Below are 16,291 nucleotides of genomic sequence, written 5' to 3' on the forward strand. Positions count from 1 at the left end.
ACAGGGCTGTGTCACACACCGGGTCAGACACCCCGTTCGGGGCGGATTTCCCAGCCGAATCAATGGGAACACAAGTAATGGTGGAGCCGAGGAGGGTCATGCGGGCACCGGGTCAGGTCTGTCCGGTGACATTGTCCAGCACCGGCTTTTGGCGGTCGAGTGGTTCCAGAACGGCATGGTCAGCGGCACGCCCAGGGCGGCAAATGAGGCCGTCATACCTCGTTGCGGCAACCAGCCGGAGTGATCGGATCGTTACCGATCCCGCTGTTGGCCTCGCCGGCATGGCCGCCAGCGTTCCTCACCCTTACCGGCGGATCTGATCCAGGATCGCCTGGACTTCTGGGGTGAGCGGTGCCTCCCTGGCCAGCCGGATCTCAAGCTGTCGGCGTGCCTCGGCGTCAACGAACTTCGGTGTCGTCATGAATGCAAAGCGGGGGTTCGCCTCGGCCCTGGTCCGGCCGTTCAGGTAGACCTCCTGCCGGATCTCCAGGAACAATCGGTCCTCGTCGGTTCGGACGGTCATGTGGGCGGGGTTGATGCAGGTCTTCATCCCGCAGGTCATGCGAATCTGCGGTCGCCCGACCATGTTGGAGTTGAGACGGTTTCCGTAGGCCGCTTCGAAGGCTACGGGGCGAACGCATACACGTTCGCCGTTGATCTTCAGCACCGGGTAGCCGTTCTTGTCCACTCTTCCTTTCCAGATCCGGCATCCTGTATTGAGGTCGTCCTCACTGTGCATTTCCAGCCGTTCGTGGATTGGGCGTGCATTACCCATTGGTCCTCGCTCTTCTCCTCCTTCATTTTTACCACCCGGCCTTTTCGGAACGCAAAATTCCCGGCGAGCCTTCCTGGTGATGGGGCGGCTCATCCTGGCCCCCGGTTTCCCTGGTCTCCGCGATCCAGGCCGGGCACCCATCCTGGCCCTGGGCTCGGCCGATGCCCACCTCGCCAGCCCGGTCTGAACGGCAGCGACCCGCCGGACAGCCGGGCCATACCGGCCCTGACGCAAGCTCGGGCACGGCGGTTCCGACCCATCCAGATCCGGCGAAGCACTCCGGTGCCGGCCGGAGCGGGCCGAGCGGCAGCGAGGGCCGCGAAGGTCGGCACCTCGTGGTCGCGACGCAGGAGCGGCCACGACCGTGTTTCCCCGAAGCCGCTGGCATGGCCGAATTCCCCACGGCGACGCAGTCGGCAACGAGGCCCGGCACGGCGGGAGACGAGGGCGAAGCCCGAGACTCACGCCGGGAGGGCCGGTGTTAGGTTCGATCATCTCGTTTTGACCGGGGCAGAGGCGGGGGAGCGTTCTCCTCCTCCTGGAGGAGAAGGTTTTCCCCCCCTTTGACCTGGGCAGAACGGGAGGATTGGTGCCTCTAAGTAGGGAAAGAAGGTTTTCCCCCCCTGGGGCCAGACCGTCAGGCCCAGCCGTCGCAGAGTCGCTCCAGGACCTCCTGGGTCGCACACCCCGCCCGCACCACGATGCGGTCGATGCCGTCCACCTGGGCGTCCAGGATCACGACACCGGCGTCACCCGGCTCGAAGAAGGAGCGGAACCTGACCCAGTTCGAGCCATCCAGGACCAGGATGGCTACATGGTCGTGGGGATGCTGGGATCGGGGACTGCGGTTGAAATAGACCTCGCTGGCCTTCATGGCGGGACCTCGGATTGGCTGGTTGTCGGCTGGCCCCGTGACGGGCTCCGGGTATTTACCGGCCGGGTTCCGGACGGCCGTCCCGCCCGTCCAGGACGGCCTGGATCGCCGGGGCCACGCCGCTCCGCCATCGGCATCGGCATCGCGATGAAAAGGCGTCTGCCCAGAACTTTTAATTTCGACTTCCCGATTCGGAGTCAGGTAGCCAGGACCTCAGCGAGGTCACAGGGCCTCCACATACGAAGGGAAAGCAAAAATGGAACTGGCTACCGTCAAAATCCGCTGGGCGGACGGAACTCAACAGAAGATCTGGGTGATCCTTGGGCATTCGAACTACGAACATACCGGACCGGTGAGCCATGAGGTGGTTGCCGATCTGGTCATTTCGGTTGCTCGGGCGTCCTTGATTGCCGAGAGCCACCTGCCTGGACAAGAAGCCGTTCGGGACCTTTTGGCATCGCATCTGACCGCTTGGAAGAATCAGCCGGACGTGCCGGTCGAACCGATCTATGTCGGGTCTATCGGCATTGAGGTCGAGTTTCCGGGCAACCGCTCGCGGTCTGATGCACCTTACGGACCTGTCGTGGGAACGGCGGCGTGGTTCAGGGCATTGCGGATGCCTTCGCTTCCCGCAACGCCCTGAACACCGACGACCGGCTGATGCCGAGCCGGATGGCGATCTCGGCCGGCAGCACGCCGGCCCGGCGGAGTTCGATCACTTCGGCGAACCGCCGCCGGGCCGTCGGGGCTCGGCCGCGGTACTTGCCCTGGGCCTTGGCCGCGGCGATGCCGACCCGCTGCCGCTCCAGCAAGAGCCGCCGCTCGAACGCCGCGACCGCCACGACGATCTCAGCCACCATCCGGCCGGTGGGGCTGGAGGTGTCGATCCCGAGGTCCAAGACGCGGATCGCCGCTCCCTTCCGCTCCAGCCGGTCAAACACCTCGCAGAAGTGGGCGGTGGACCGGCACAGGCGATCCAGGCGGGTGACGATCAGCGTGTCGCCCTCCCTGAGGAAGTCCAGGCAGGACGCAAGCTGGGGCCGGTCTCCCACGGCCGACGCCTGCTCGGCGAAGACCTTCTCGACGCCGAGCCGCTTCAGGTGCTCGATCTGGTCCTCGAAGCCGGCGACCTGATCATGGGTGGATGTGCGGGCGTAGCCGACCAGCATGGCGTCCTCGGTTCCTGACAACTCAAGAACCCAGTGAACCATGGGTTCCAAAACTGTCAAATCCGGCCCCGGTGGCACTCAGGCCCGCTGGGTAGCACCGGCAGGGCCATGTGGGATTACATGGCGGCTGCCCCCTCGACCATGCTATGCCGGGGGGTAGACCCAAGCGTCAGAGCTTCAGGATTCGACCAAGCCGGGCTGGTGCTTTCCCAGTGTTCTCCACCCTGCCGTTCTCTCATTCCATACTGAGCCCAATCCCAGCCCGCATCCTGAGCCGTTCTTGACCCCGACCTGGGCCGTACCCCCGATCCGCTCTTCCCGTCAGCCGACGCCTCGCCGACCGACCCGAACGGAACATGCCCCCGGTACACCGGGTCGGGACGTTCGCCGTCCAGGACGCCATGGCCCGGTCCTGGAACAGTGGAATTTCGATTTCCACCCGCCCGGCCGCTACACTGCCCGCATGCCACGCAGTTTCCCCGACAACCCGCTGGCCCGGATCGCGGCCACACGCGGCGTTTCGGAGCCGACCATCCGCCGACAGGCCAAGGCCGATGGATGGAACAGTCATAGGATGATGGTGAAGTCGCGGGACGGGGTGATTGCTCCGGTTCACCGAGATTGCTCTGGCTCACCGAGGGGGGACATGACCGAACCCCCTTGCGGCATTGGGCGTATTGATCACGCGATCCCCAACTGCTGTTCTGGGCCGTTTCCGGACAAGGCTCGACCCTTGTACAACTGCTGTTATGCTGTCGCTCCCGACCGATCCCAGAGGAAGTTCATGAATACCCAGACCGCAATTGTCGTGTCGGCCGCCATTCTGGGCGGCTCCGTCCTGTATGGACTTGTCGGCCGCCCACCATCCAACGTCGGTCAGTTCCAGATGGTCAAGGCCGGGGACACGTCGGTTTGGGTCTTGGATTCGGCAACCGGCTCCCTTCAGGTCTGCGGGTACTCCACCCATACTCCCACAGCGGAGAGGCCAGCCATCAAACGCTGTTTCATGGTCGAACGGGATCGGTACCTGACCGATGCGGAGGTGGGGATCACGCCGCCTGAACCGCCAAGAGGGAAATAGGGCCTGTACCGTTCTGGATTCCAGCGGCCCAGGCCCACCATTCCTACTTGGTCTTGACGACCCGGCGGTTAACCGACCACACGCCGCCCATGCATCCCAGCTTGCCCCCGTCAACCACGACGGGGAGACCCGGCCGACAGATCAGACCCGCCACATCGGCCGCGGAAAAGATTCCGAGGTTCACGGACACCCAGCTTTCCGACCCGCATTGTTCCATTGCATCGGAAAGCTTGGGCTGAAGATCCATCAAGTTGGAGGCGTCCTGAATCACCTCGCAGACGGGACGCTGAACTTTTGATTGCGGCGGTCCCAGTTGAGCCTGGGCCGGACCGGACAGCAGAGCCACCAGAGCAGCCCCGACGATTACCACGCGGTTCATGGTCAATTCCTCTTCATGCCGGCCTGGGCCAGCGGATCAGGCTGTATTGCACAATCGACCGCAGATGCACCACAGCGTCATAAAGGACGCGGTCAGGATGGCCTTAGGGTTGCACGGCCGAGCGTATCTTCTGGTCTTTTTCGGGCCACCCGCCGGACCTGATCCACGACCACGTGGAACCCCAGCATGGTAGCCAATCCCCTCTCGACCGCGACCCGAACTACCAAGCAGAACCTCCTGGCCGTGGCCTCGGTGGTGATCCTGGTCAAGGTGTTCGATGTCTCCGTGGAGCAGATCGCCGTCGGCGGGGTGGCCCTGACGTTCGACTGGGGGCGTGATGTTCGCCCTGGGGCGGTCGGGGCTGAACGCTGTCGGCCGCACGCTGCCGGAGGTCGCCAATGTCCGGAAAGTTGTCGTTCAGGGAGCGACCCGAACAACAGGAAAGCAGCGGGGCCAGAAGCCCAGCCCCATCCGTTCCACCGTTAGCGTCGTCCTGCGGCTCGGCGGGGCCGTCGATCACCCCGTCACCCTGATCCAGACCTTGGCCCGCTGGGGGCTGGTGCTCCGCAAAGCCCACGAGGTCGTCACCCGGCTGGTCGCCGGGGAGAAGCTGCCTGTCCTGCTGGCGGACGCTCCGGAGCCGGCCGAGGTGGTCTCCACGCTAGAGCGGCTGGGTGTCGCGGTGGGCTTCCCGCATCCGCCGGTCTCCATCAACGTGAAGGCGATCCGGGCCAAACTCGGGGTGACCCAGAAGGAGTTCGCGGTCCAGTTCCGCTTCGATGTCGATTCGGTGCAGAACTGGGAACAGGGTCGCTACCAACCCGATTCCCCGACCCGCATCCTTTTGAAGGTGATCGAGCAGCACCCTGAGGCCGTCGAGGACGTGCTGGGATAGGGTCTCAGGCCGAGGTAGGCACGGTTAGGAGAAGGTCGCAGCCTCAATGTACTCTCTCGTCGTCGTGCCGCGGTTCGGTTCGGTGGGCCTGAAGCTGGCGTTTCCGTCGTTCACCCTCCATCCATTCCCGAAGGTTTCGGTATTGCTCGGACTGGCGTGTACCGGCCGGGTATCGGGTGTTCGACTGGTAAAGCAGGGTCGCACACGCCCGGCACCGATGGTTGAAGCAGTCGTCAGCGACCTTTTCCAGCCAGATGTCGCCGCCCCCGCAGGCGTAACAGGCGACCGTGCCGTCGCGGCAGCAGTCCGGATGGTTGTCCTTGTACTCGGCGAGTCCATTGCCATTCCCGAAGCGTGCAACCTCCTGGCTTCGAACGGCGGCTTTCAGGACCTTCGTGAGGACGTAGAGGAACAAACCGAAGAAAGCCACAGGAAGGATGAGGAACATTTGACGTGTGTCCGTCCGGGTCATCGACGGCCAAAATCGCGACCGAACTTTCGCACAAGTGCAACGGCATGCTGGAACGGAGCTTCAAACACCTCCCGTGATCTTCTACCGTTCCCGCCGACCAAACCCTCAGCCCGACCATGCCGCCTCTTGAGAACTCCATGGGCCATTCGCTCGGCCTTTTCGGCATTCCAAATCCTTTGGGCGAATGCAATCCGCCACCGGTCTGAGCCCGCGTACGAACCGAGACAAAGCTCTTCGCCACGTTGCCTTGGATGATCTGAGATTCCAACCTTCACGCGATTTGGGTGATCAATAGAAACCGCAACATACAGAAAGCGTGGCCTGTATCCCATCGACGCCCCCAAGGTGAGAAAATCATGGTACGTGAACTTCCGGGGCGTGTGCAACCATGCCACAGGGAAGACCCGCTGCCGTAACGGGGCTGCGGTCTTCGCCGTGGCGGCCCTGATGAATGGCAGACTGAGCCGCGACACTGCTGGGCGGCATGCCGGTGGGCACGACCCAATGTCCAGGAGCAGAACCGCTTCTGGAGTTGTGTCGTAAGTTGAGAGCGGCTTCTGTTCATGCTATCCCGAGAGGATGCTGCATGCGGAACACTCAATCGGAAACGAAAATGCCCCGGCTCGCTCTTCCCGCGGTTCTGGCCGCGACGCTGATGATCTCTGCCTGCCAGACCAGCAACGGCGGGGGCGGAATCCTCGCGAACACTGATCCGGCCCTCGCGTTAGCCAACTCCAACGACGTGGTGTCCTTCGCCAAGGTCCGGTTCGTCGATCACACGACCGGCCTCAGCAAGGTGATGGGCAGTGCCAACGAGCTAAAGGGGCAAACGTACCAACGTGTTCAGAAGGACGTGGCCTCGGCGGCTGGCGGGATCGCGGCCTTCCATCGGGATTTCGCCGCCTTCTGTGCTAAACAGAACGGCCGCTACGCCTACGGGATCTGTGCCGCGGGTGACCGCATCTTGTTCATCGCTGACATTTTCTCGACCCAGAGCAAGCGGAGTCCATCGCCGGTGCACGATTTCGTAGGCGTCGATCTCTTCGCCAACACGGGGGCGAACAACGAAGCCTTCCTGGCTGAAGTTTCCCCTCTGTCGTCCACGCTGAAGCCGATCCGGTTTGCCCAGCCGAAGGCCAAGGCGGCCCAGGAGTTGATCGCCCAATACGACGCCCTGACCGCCCAGATGACGGGGTCGCCGAACCTTTCCCGCCTCGTCGAGACGGAGCGGCAACAGATTGCCAAGGCCGTGCACGATGCCGTGACGAACCCGGAGGGCCGCTCAGGCTGGCTCATGGTGGAGGCCGTTGGCGGCAATGTCCGGGCGGGCGAGCGATACAATCGCGGGGGCAATAACTGCCGCGATGTGACCATCCAGCGTGTCGTGGACAAGACTCCCAGCTTCACAGGTGACCTCGCCGCCATCGTGAGCGGTGCGAAGGACGTGAACAACTGGACGATCAAGCACACGGTCTGTCAGCCTGCATCCAGCGACTTGACGGGGTGGCAGATAACCGCCTGATGAGAGGAGGCAGCGTGTATTTGCTGGAACGCTGACCGGTTATTGGTTCAACCCGATGTATTACTCCTCAGAGGGCGGCATGGACTTCCCCCCGTTGGCTTTGAATTCTTCAACTCCTAAAGCCGTTACGAATATTATAGAGGAATTTTGCCGGAGCATTGCTCCGGCACCTCCCGTGTTCGTGCCGGTTGTCCCAGAACCCACCGCTGTCGTCAGCGAGTGCTTTCCGAACGTTGCCGCGAAGGTCGAAAGAGATGGCGGGGAGATCGCCTACGGCTGGAGCATCTGGGAATGGCCGGGGGTGTTCATCGAAGCGGAGCACCACGCTGTCTGGAGATCCCCAACGGGCGATCTGATCGATGTGACGCCCCGACCCGAAAGAGAAAAGAAGGTCCTGTTCGTTCCTGATCCGGAGACGGTTTATGATTGGGAGAGCAATCGACGGATTGACAACAGAAGACTTGCCATCGCTGACGACCCATATCTTCGTGAATTTCTCGAAAATGCCGCCGAAATGGCGGCATTTATGGAAAGAAAATCTGTGGGATTGACAGTCTCGTTCAATCCAGCCGAACTGTTTCCTCTCGCATCCCGCCAGCAGGTGCTCTTGAACTACCTAGCAGAGCGGTATGGCAAAAAGGGCCGAGGGCAGAATCAAAGACGTGTCGGTCGGAATGACCCATGCCCGTGTGGGAGTGGCAAAAAATTCAAAAAATGCCACGGAAACGACTGAGGGTGGTCGCACCTAGGCGGTAGGGAAGACATGGCTGAGGCGGCCCAGCAGGACGTGGACCTGACCGGCCGACCAGTCCTGGCCGCGAGTGCTCCGGATGCCGCGGCGGTTGAGTTCGCGGGCAATTCCCCGCCGACTTGTTACGCCGTCGGCCTGAATGGCGGCGATTACGTCGCGGAGATCCGCTGCACGCTTGGCGGCCTGGGCCGCAACGGCCGCCGCTCCGCGTTGCCGTCCTTCGTCCTGTCCTTTCAGATTGGCGGGGTTGCCTAGCTTGGTGCCGCGGGCTTTCGCTGCGGCTAGGGCAAGGCGGGTTCGTTCGGAAATCGCCTTCCTCTCGGCTTCTGCGACAGCGGCCAGAATGTGAACGGTCAACTCGTTGATGGCCGGGTTGTCCACGCTGACGAACTGGACGCCATCAGCCATCAAGCGGGTCACGAAGGCGATGTTCCTGCTGAGTCGGTCCAACCGGGCAATCAGCAAAACCGCATTGTAAATCCGGCAAGCCCGCAACGCCTGCCCAAGCCCCTCACGGTCGTCCCGCTTGCCGGTCTCGATGTCCTGGTGTTCGGCGACGAGAGTGTCATCGTCGCGGAGGAACCGCTGGACGGCGGCCCGTTGGGCGTCCAGGCCGAGACCGCTGCGACCCTGGTCTCGCGTGCTCACCCGATAATACGTCACGTATCGCATGTCACAACCCATTAAACCGTCGTTCACTGAACTCGAACATCCCACGGTTCCGAGAACTGTCAACTCACGCCGGTGCGGATCGCGGGATGACGGTGGTCGATGACATCCGGGCGGCCGTCGGTCAGGACCGCCTGATGGGGACGCCGGCACCGTAGGTATTGTTACCAGCCTGGGCGATGGCGATCAGCTTCATCACCATGACCTCTCGGGGCACCTCCTGGAGCAGTGGTAGGGACGCCTCCAGGCCGGGCGGCAGGTAGATGTCCGCCGTGACCACCATCCAGATAGTCTCCTGGTCGGCCGGCGACAGATCGAGTCGGGGCTGCCGCAACGCCGTCAGAAGGCCCGCGAGGGCCGCCCTGGACCAGGGCGGGAAATCCTCCCAGCGATCCGGGGCTTCATCGCCCGGTGGCTGCTCCAGGTGCTGCTGGAGCAGCCACATCGCCGGGCAGGTCCACGTCGGGTTCGTCCCCCGCTCGACCGGTCCGCGGTTGTCCCCCGACTGGGCTCTGGCGTCGGCTGCTGCGAACAACGGCAGCGGTTCGGCACCGAGTGCCCGGATCTGCCACAGGGTTTCCCGCCGCCCCAGCCAGATGGACTGCCACGCGTCGGCGTGCATGAGCCGCTCCAGGGCGGGCACACCGAAGCCGACCTCCCCGCCGCCTGACCATTCTACGGGGATCATCAGCCTGTCGCTCATCACCCCCATGCGGCCTTCCGGCACCGTCGGGAATTTTGACTTGAGCGATTCCACCCACGTAGGCTCGGGATCAACAATCCAACCACACTGACCGACGTGAGAAAAAACAATGAGCTTTGCAAGCTGGCCGCGATGCTTCCCCCTGATGAACATCGGTGTCTGTGGATGAGGCCAAGAATTCCATCATGGTCAGCCTCGCCGTTGTCACATATGTCGGACCGGATCTGTTCGGATTAGAGACCGTTGCTCCAATTCTGACCCATTCAACCGCTTGAAATTCAAATCCGGAATTTTGACTTCAGCGTTTCAGAGCCTGTAGAGCTTCTGTCAGGGCCAACGTCAAAACAGCCAAAGAGACAAGCAAATGAACGCCTACCGAATTCTCGGTGAAAACGTCCCACCGATTGTTGCTGAGCGGATCTCCAGCCTGCTGTTCAATGCCGTGACGGATCTCGTCGTGAACAACGACGCCATTGATCTCGACTTCCAGATCCTGTCCATGCTGGCCGAGGAAATGGCCAGTCCAAGCTAACCTCTATCCTCAATACAGTGAAACTCTCTCTTCATGCGTATACAAGGATGTCACCAATGAACATCGATACCTGCATCAGTGCTTCGGAACTTCTGGCTCAGAAATTCGCAGCCGGATTCTCCTTCCGTCTCTATTCCGAGGTTAAGCTGTCCTACCGATTTACTCTTGGGGAGAACGATGAAGCCATTTCGTGCGAGCTTCTCGTCGACATTTCCCCTTGTCCGTGGAACCCAACGGATGCTCATTGGGTGCAGTTCGATGTGGATGGCTGCGGAATTGAGGTTGAAGTTGACGCAGGCGGTGCCTCTCTGCTTCCCGTTCATGAAGATGAGAAGCAGAGCTTCAATAAAGTTATTGAGAATATTGACTGGGACGACTTCCAGCGAAACTGCTCCATTCAGTACTGCTCCATTCAGTATGTCTAAGTCTTTCTCAGATGGATGAATGCTGGGGTGTTTCGCTATCAAAGCGAAACCTGCATGGCCGGCAGCGATCCGGCCGGCAGATGGTGGAGCAGCGAGGCAAGCTCGTCATGGTCAATGCAGTCCACAAGGCCGTTGACAGCGGCCTCTGGCAGAGCCCAATCGAGGCTGCCGCCAGGGGGGTACAGGGGCGACATCGCCCCACAGGTGCATCGGATGCTCGTCTTCTGCAAGTCGAGGCCGATCCGGACGCTACCGTCGGTCCCGGCGAGATGCTGGTCCACGGTCAGCCGGACTGTGATCGTGGGCGACGTACCAACCAGCGACACTACGCCGAACCTCTCGGTGCGGTCCCTCACGATTGGGGACGGCGACCAGTCGGTGGACACTCCTCCGACAGGCACCTGAGGAATGACTGCGGGAGCCTGGGGCATGCGGTTTTCCCGTGTGCCTTGAAGGCTGGCCCTCAAGAAGTCAGCCAAGTGCCGGCCTGATTTTTGACCGGCACAGGCTTCTTCAGGATTTCACGGAGCTTCGACCACCTTCGACCGTCCTCAGCAGTTCGAACAGCGAGCCCCACTGCCCGCCGCTGACCAACCAGGACCACGAGTTTCTTGCCCCTCGTTACCCCAGTGTAGATCAAGTTCCGCTTGAGCATCATGAAGTGTGGCATCCCAATGGGTATGACGACTGCCGGGTACTCCGAGCCCTGCGACTTGTGGATCGTGGTCGCAAAAGCCAGCGAGACCTCATCGAGTTCCCCAAAAATGTACACTACGTCTCGACCGTCAAAGTTGATCACGACCTCCTGGGCGTCGGGATCAATGGCGGTCACCAGCCCCAGGTCCCCGTTGTAGACCTCCTTGTCATAGTCGTTCTCAACCTGCATGACCTTGTCGCCGGGCCGGTAGGTCCAGCCGAACCGCTCGACGGCGGGCTGATCGACCGCCGGATTCAGGGCCGCCTGGAGGGCGAGGTTCAGCGTGCGGGCACCGAGACCACCACGGTTCATCGGGGTCAGGATTTGGATATCGCGGATTGGGTCGAACCCGAACCGCCGGGGGATGCGGTGCTGGACGATCTCCACGACCTTTCTGACCGCATCTTCGGCGTCGGCGGTATCGACGAAGTAGAAGTCGGTGGTCTCGCCGTCCTTCGGCGGCGTCAGGACCGGCATCTGGCCAGCGTTGATCCGGTGAGCGTTCGTGATGATTTGGCTGGTCGCCGCCTGTCGGAAGACCTCTGTCAGACGGACGACCGGCACCGCCTCCGACTCGATGGTGTCGGCTAGGACCTGCCCCGGTCCTACAGACGGTAGCTGGTCCACATCGCCGACCAGGATGACAGCCGCCTTCGCCGGCACAGCCCGTAGGACCGACGCCATGAGGGGAACGTCCACCATTGAGGTTTCGTCCAGGACCAGGAGATTGCATTGCAAGGGCATCTCCTCGTTTCGGCGGAAGCCGCCGGTCGTGGGGTCGAATTCCAACAGGCGGTGGATCGTCTTGGCCTCCATGCCGGTTGCCTCGGTCATCCGCTTCGCAGCCCGGCCGGTCGGAGCGGCGAGGAGGACATGAACGCCTTTGGCCGCCAGGATCTTCAGGATCGAATTCACTAAGGTGGTCTTGCCGACGCCCGGCCCCCCAGTGATCACCATGAGCTTCGACGCCAGGGCCATCCTGACCGCGTCCTTCTGGCTCGCGGCGAGGCTGACGCCGAGCTTCCCCTCAACCCACGGAATGGCCTTGTCAGCGTCGACACTGGGCCAAGGTGGCTCCCCCTCCCGCAGCAACGCAACCCTGCCGGCGATCACCCGCTCGGCCTCCCAAAGCCGGCGGAGGAATACGCAGTCTTGATCAGCCACTTGGTCGGCGACGACTACACCGTCGTCGAGTTCGAGCCGGATCGCGTCCTCCAGGATCGCCACCGGGATCTCCAGGAGCTTCTCCGCCGTGGTGAGTAGGTCGTCCCTGGGCAATCCGCAGTGGCCGTCATCGACCGCCTCAAGCAGGGTGTAGGAGATGCCCGCCCTGGCCCGGATCATGGCGTCCTGCGGGATACCCAACTTCTCCGCGATCATATCGGCAGTCTTGAAGCCGATGCCCCGGATGTCACGGGCCAACCGGTAGGGGTTCTCGGTCACAAGGGCGATGGCGTCCACCCCATAGGTCTTAAAGATCCGCACGGCCCGCGAGGTCCCGACACCGTGACTTTGGAGGAAGACCATGATCTCCCGAATCGCCTTCTGGTCGGCCCAGGCCGAGGTGATCTTGGCGGCCCGCTTCGGCCCAATGCCTGTGACCTCGGACAGACGACTCGGGTCCTGTTCGATGATGTCGAACACCGCCTCGCCGAACGCCTTCACCAGCTTCCTGGCGTACACCGGGCCGATGCCCTTGATTAGCCCGGAACCCAGGTACTTCTCGATTCCCTCCAGGGAGGTCGGTTGGGCCGTTTTCAGGTGCGTCGCCCGGAACTGCTGCCCGTGTTCTCGGTGGACCTCCCAGTTGCCGCTGGCCTGTGCCCATTCACCGGGCTGAATCGAGGCGGCATGGCCGATGAGGGTCACGAGGTCCCGGTGGCCACGAGCCTTTACCCGCAGCACGCAGTAGCCGTTCTCGGGGTTGTGGTAGGTGACCCGTTCGATCAGGCCCGAGAGGAATTCCCGGTGTTCGACTGCGGGTGAATGCGGCATCTTGACCGTCACGCGAGCGGCTGGAAAGCCGGTTGTTCCAACTCAGCTTTGGGCGATGATACATGAGGTCCGGGATTGCCGGAATATAAGGTAGGAGGCTGTCCGGACTTGGTTGGCATCGAGAGTCTTACGACGGCCACTACCGATATCCAAGAGATCATGCGGCGGCTGGCGACCAGCCGGCCGGTGTTCCATTCGGAAGCCGACTTCCAGCACGCCTTCGCCTGGACCGTTCGGGAACTCCACCCCTCCGCCGGGGTGCGGTTGGAGTACAAGCCGGCCATCACCGGGCCGCGGCCGGAGATCGACATTTGGCTTCGTCTGGGGGAGCGGATCGTGGCCGTCGAACTGAAGTACCTCACGTCGAAGCTGGAGGCGGTCATCGGTGGTGAGGAGTTTCGGCTCGCTCACCAGAGTGCCATGCCTGTCCGCCGGTACGACTGCGTCGCCGACATCGAACGACTCGAACGGGTCGTGAATGCGTTCCAGAACCAAGGTCCCATCGAGGGGCACGCCGTGCTGTTGACGAATACCCGGCAGTGCTGGTTAGGTGGTTCCGAAGCCGGGACCATCGACGCCGCATTTCGTCTTCCTGAGGGGCGGCGGCTGTCGGGCTCCTTGGCTTGGGGTGAGCGGGCGGCGGCGGGAACCAAACGGAACCGCGAGCACGCGGTTATGCTGAAGGGCACCTACATAGCGGCGTGGCGTGAGTACTCGACGGTGCCCGGCACCAACGGGACGTTTCGCTATTTGCTGAACAGCATCACGGCGGACCCAAGATGAGGGTCTGCATCCATCGCGGGGCCAAACAGATCGGTGGCACCTGCATCGAGATCGAGGCCGGTGGTCAGCGGATCGCTCTTGATGTCGGGTTGCCGCTGGATGCCGCTGACGACACCGTGTCGTTGCTGCCCGCGGTGCCGGGCTTCCGCGACCCGGACGACAGCCTGCTGGCCGCCGTGATCTCCCATCCCCACCAGGACCACTATGGCCTTGCCCGGCACCTCCGCCCCGATCTACCGATCATGATCGGCGAGGCGGCCGACCGAATCCTCAAGGCGGCGGCGTGCTTCATCCGTTCGGGCGTTTCGTTCCAGAACGTGATTCCGTTGCGTGATCGGCAGGTGGTGGAGATTGGCCCCTTCCGCGTCCAGCCCTTGCTGGTCGATCACTCGGCGTACGACGCCTACTCGCTCCTCGTTGAAGCCGACGGGAAGCGGCTCTTCTACACCGGCGATTTCCGGGTGCACGGTCGGAAGGCAGCCCTGGTTGAGCGGATCATCGAGCAGCCGCCCGTCGGTGTCGATGTCCTTCTGATGGAGGGCTCTTCCATCGGCCGTCTTGGCGAGGACGGCAGCTTCCCCTCGGAGGACGACCTGGAGCACGAATTCGTGGATGTGATGCAGGCCACGAGGGGCACAGTGCTGGTGTACGCTTCCGGCCAAAACATCGACCGTTTGGTGACGATGTTCCGGGCGTGCCGGAAGACCGGCCGCCAACTGGTGATTGACCTCTACACCGCCGAGGTGCTGAGGGCCACCGGCAACGACCGGATACCTCAAGGCTGGTGGAACGGCGTTCGAGTGTTCCTGCCCCACCGGCAGCGGGTATGGGTGAAGCGACACGAACTCTATGATCTCATCCCACGGTACCGGACCAACCGCATTTATCCGGAAGAGCTTGCGTCGGCGGCCTCGATGACCACCGTCCTGTTCCGCCCGTCGATGTGCGAGGACCTGGAGCGGGCGGGCTGCCTCGCAGGGGGCTCGGTCGTCTACTCGATGTGGGAAGGGTACCTCCAGGACGAACGCTCGGAACCATTCCTGGATTGGCTCAACCGGCATAGTTTGCCGATGGTGAAGGTTCACACTTCCGGACACGCGTCCATAAGGGATCTGAAGCGTCTGGCCGATGCAGTTCGGCCCCGGCATCTGGTCCCTGTGCACAGCTTCGGCCCGGATCGCTACTCTGACTATTTCGACAATGTGGACGTTCGGGGAGATGGGGAATGGTGGGAGGTGTGACGCTGGACGGGACGATTATGCCAACCGTGTTCGACCGCGGCATCGACGACGCGTTCGTCTCCGCGTTGAACGCGGCTTACGATGCGGGTGGTTGGTGGAGGACGCTGGCTGACGACACCGATCTCCTCATCGCCGTTAGGTCGAACTACCTGAACGTCTACTGGCGGGGCAACAGCCTGCTGAAGGTATCCTGCGAAAAGGGGCGTTTGGTCGGACGGGTCCACTACAAGTACCTGCTCCGAGCCGGTCGAACGCCCGACTATGTCCTGGTCGAGGATGGCCGCCCCGTGATCCCTGACCCGGCGTCTTTTCTCACCCAGAACATCGGCGACCTTCGATCCCTCAAGGCGGCGGCCAAGCCCTATGCCGGTGCCGAAAAGGTCGGCGTCCATGATATCGTCATGGGCAACCCGAACATCGTCGATGTGGAGGTCGCATTCAGCGTAGCCGGCACTGAAGAGGGTGACTCCGGCAACCCACGGGTCGATTTCGCCGCCATCCACGAGATGGTCGACGAGGTCCGGCTGGTTTTCTTCGAGGCAAAGCTGTTCTCCAACTCTGAGGTCAGGGCCGGCGGCGATACCCCGCCGAAGGTCGTGGAGCAGGTCAACCGCTACGCTGCCTTGCTGCGGCAACACGGCGAACAAGTTGAGCGATCCTACCGGCGGGTGTTCGGGAACCTGTTGGCGATGAAGGGTGTCGTCGGTCGTCATCCTGAGCGGGATGCGGTGCTGCGGAAGGTGCTGGCCGGTGAGAAGCCCTTGGTGATCTGCGACCGGCCTCGGCTGGTCCTGTTCGGTTTCGACGACGATCAGCGGAGGGGGGTGGTCTGGACCAAGCACCGGGGCAAGCTTGTGGACCTGCTGGGGGCCGACCGCATCCTGCTCCGCGGCAACAGCGTCGGGTTCACCAATGGAATCTCGGCACCGTAGGGGGAAGGGGTGAAGACACCTGCAAGAACGAACCGCTGGCTGCCCTCAACCGTCATATCGCTCCTGAGCCTTCCGTCGTCAGTTCCCACCATGGCATCGTCAATAGGCACGGAGGGCGAAGATCTCCGGCAGAACCGCTTGGCCGGGCGGCCCTCGGGGCGGAGCAGACCGCCCTGGACCAGGGCGGGAAATTCTCCCAGCGATCCGGGGCTTCATCGCCCGGTGGCTGCTCCAGATACTGCTGGAGCAGCCGCATCGCCGGCAGCCCTACCGCGGGCTCTCCCGCCCGTTTGGCCGGCCCTCTGCCGCCGCCCGGCAAGGGCTTGGCTATCAGTAGCGGCGATGGGGCGGAGACCCGCAGAGTACCCGCCAATCCCCGTGTCCTACCCAAACTCA

The 16,291-nt window shown here is 62.6% G+C and carries 19 protein-coding genes; 10 read left to right on the forward strand and 9 right to left on the reverse strand.

The genetic code is table 11. The features are described from left to right. Positions 1 to 304 precede the first annotated feature (304 nt). Positions 305 to 688 carry a hypothetical protein gene (locus J2851_RS31730; protein WP_045581515.1) on the reverse strand — a complete coding sequence of 128 codons (384 nt, stop codon included), beginning with the start codon at positions 686 to 688 and terminating at the stop codon, positions 305 to 307. A 724-nt stretch (positions 689 to 1,412) separates the two neighbouring features. After that, positions 1,413 to 1,649: a hypothetical protein gene (locus J2851_RS31735; RefSeq protein WP_045581516.1), complete on the reverse strand. Its 237-nt coding sequence runs from the start codon at positions 1,647 to 1,649 to the stop codon at positions 1,413 to 1,415. 256 nt (positions 1,650 to 1,905) lie between these two features. On the opposite strand from J2851_RS31735, the gene J2851_RS31740 reads away from it, so the two are divergent. Continuing rightward, complete coding sequence (locus J2851_RS31740; protein ID WP_144428130.1) at positions 1,906 to 2,292, forward strand: hypothetical protein; 387 nt, start codon at positions 1,906 to 1,908, stop codon at positions 2,290 to 2,292. Here the strand turns inward: J2851_RS31740 and J2851_RS31745 are convergent. After that, positions 2,252 to 2,860, reverse strand: a complete 609-nt coding sequence (locus J2851_RS31745) for a recombinase family protein (protein ID WP_307420799.1) — start codon at positions 2,858 to 2,860, stop codon at positions 2,252 to 2,254. The two genes, J2851_RS31740 and J2851_RS31745, sit on opposite strands and share 41 nt — an antisense overlap. Before the next feature lie 742 nt (positions 2,861 to 3,602). Between J2851_RS31745 and J2851_RS31750 the strand changes: the two genes are divergently transcribed. Continuing rightward, positions 3,603 to 3,899, forward strand: a complete 297-nt coding sequence (locus J2851_RS31750; RefSeq protein ID WP_045581539.1) for a hypothetical protein — start codon at positions 3,603 to 3,605, stop codon at positions 3,897 to 3,899. A 43-nt stretch (positions 3,900 to 3,942) separates the two neighbouring features. On the opposite strand, the gene J2851_RS31755 is transcribed toward J2851_RS31750, so the two are convergent. Beyond that, complete coding sequence (locus tag J2851_RS31755) at positions 3,943 to 4,278, reverse strand: hypothetical protein (RefSeq protein WP_209771926.1); 336 nt, start codon at positions 4,276 to 4,278, stop codon at positions 3,943 to 3,945. A 334-nt stretch (positions 4,279 to 4,612) separates the two neighbouring features. Between J2851_RS31755 and J2851_RS31760 the strand changes: the two genes are divergently transcribed. Then, positions 4,613 to 5,173: a helix-turn-helix domain-containing protein gene (locus tag J2851_RS31760; RefSeq protein WP_209771928.1), complete on the forward strand. Its 561-nt coding sequence runs from the start codon at positions 4,613 to 4,615 to the stop codon at positions 5,171 to 5,173. Between the two features lie 43 nt (positions 5,174 to 5,216). Here the strand turns inward: J2851_RS31760 and J2851_RS31765 are convergent, their stop codons facing one another. Both J2851_RS31765 and J2851_RS36765 read right to left on the reverse strand, forming a co-directional pair. Then, entirely contained in the window at positions 5,217 to 5,621 is a 405-nt protein-coding gene (locus J2851_RS31765; RefSeq protein ID WP_209771930.1) for a hypothetical protein, read from the reverse strand. Positions 5,622 to 5,641: 20 nt separating this feature from the next. Continuing rightward, a complete protein-coding gene (locus tag J2851_RS36765) occupies positions 5,642 to 5,977 on the reverse strand; it encodes a GIY-YIG nuclease family protein (protein WP_209771932.1) in 336 nt (111 codons plus the stop codon). Between the two features lie 281 nt (positions 5,978 to 6,258). Here J2851_RS36765 and J2851_RS31775 point away from each other — a divergent pair, with 281 nt between their 5' ends. Beyond that, a complete protein-coding gene (locus J2851_RS31775; RefSeq protein ID WP_209771935.1) occupies positions 6,259 to 7,167 on the forward strand; it encodes a hypothetical protein in 909 nt (302 codons plus the stop codon). Positions 7,168 to 7,246: 79 nt separating this feature from the next. Further along, positions 7,247 to 7,900, forward strand: coding sequence for an SEC-C metal-binding domain-containing protein (locus J2851_RS36135; RefSeq protein WP_246501079.1), 654 nt, complete (start codon positions 7,247 to 7,249; stop codon positions 7,898 to 7,900). A 12-nt stretch (positions 7,901 to 7,912) separates the two neighbouring features. Here the strand turns inward: J2851_RS36135 and J2851_RS31785 are convergent, their stop codons facing one another. After that, positions 7,913 to 8,590 carry a recombinase family protein gene (locus tag J2851_RS31785; protein ID WP_209771938.1) on the reverse strand — a complete coding sequence of 226 codons (678 nt, stop codon included), beginning with the start codon at positions 8,588 to 8,590 and terminating at the stop codon, positions 7,913 to 7,915. A gap of 121 nt (positions 8,591 to 8,711) precedes the next feature. Next, the gene (locus tag J2851_RS31790; RefSeq protein WP_209771941.1) at positions 8,712 to 9,344 is read right to left on the reverse strand and encodes a hypothetical protein; all 633 of its coding nucleotides are present in this window, start codon (positions 9,342 to 9,344) and stop codon (positions 8,712 to 8,714) included. Between the two features lie 310 nt (positions 9,345 to 9,654). On the opposite strand from J2851_RS31790, the gene J2851_RS31795 reads away from it, so the two are divergent. Next, positions 9,655 to 9,822: a hypothetical protein gene (locus J2851_RS31795; RefSeq protein WP_158511039.1), complete on the forward strand. Its 168-nt coding sequence runs from the start codon at positions 9,655 to 9,657 to the stop codon at positions 9,820 to 9,822. Between the two features lie 56 nt (positions 9,823 to 9,878). Further along, positions 9,879 to 10,247 carry a hypothetical protein gene (locus J2851_RS31800; protein ID WP_209771944.1) on the forward strand — a complete coding sequence of 123 codons (369 nt, stop codon included), beginning with the start codon at positions 9,879 to 9,881 and terminating at the stop codon, positions 10,245 to 10,247. Between the two features lie 463 nt (positions 10,248 to 10,710). On the opposite strand, the gene recD2 is transcribed toward J2851_RS31800, so the two are convergent. Further along, positions 10,711 to 12,951, reverse strand: a complete 2,241-nt coding sequence (gene recD2 / locus J2851_RS31805) for an SF1B family DNA helicase RecD2 (protein WP_417281618.1) — start codon at positions 12,949 to 12,951, stop codon at positions 10,711 to 10,713. 96 nt (positions 12,952 to 13,047) lie between these two features. Between recD2 and J2851_RS31810 the strand changes: the two genes are divergently transcribed. Genes J2851_RS31810 through J2851_RS31820 form a run of 3 tightly spaced genes read left to right on the forward strand, consistent with a single transcriptional unit; the run spans position 13,048 to position 15,895 of the window. Then, positions 13,048 to 13,722: a hypothetical protein gene (locus J2851_RS31810; RefSeq protein ID WP_209771947.1), complete on the forward strand. Its 675-nt coding sequence runs from the start codon at positions 13,048 to 13,050 to the stop codon at positions 13,720 to 13,722. Further along, positions 13,719 to 14,963, forward strand: a complete 1,245-nt coding sequence (locus J2851_RS31815; RefSeq protein ID WP_209771949.1) for an MBL fold metallo-hydrolase — start codon at positions 13,719 to 13,721, stop codon at positions 14,961 to 14,963. The genes J2851_RS31810 and J2851_RS31815 overlap by 4 nt, the downstream gene beginning before the upstream one ends. Then, the gene (locus J2851_RS31820) at positions 14,948 to 15,895 is read left to right on the forward strand and encodes a hypothetical protein (protein WP_144428135.1); all 948 of its coding nucleotides are present in this window, start codon (positions 14,948 to 14,950) and stop codon (positions 15,893 to 15,895) included. The genes J2851_RS31815 and J2851_RS31820 overlap by 16 nt, the downstream gene beginning before the upstream one ends. Positions 15,896 to 16,291 lie beyond the last annotated feature (396 nt).

Origin of the sequence: Azospirillum rugosum, from assembly GCF_017876155.1 — a bacterium.
GTDB lineage: Bacteria > Pseudomonadota > Alphaproteobacteria > Azospirillales > Azospirillaceae > Azospirillum > Azospirillum rugosum.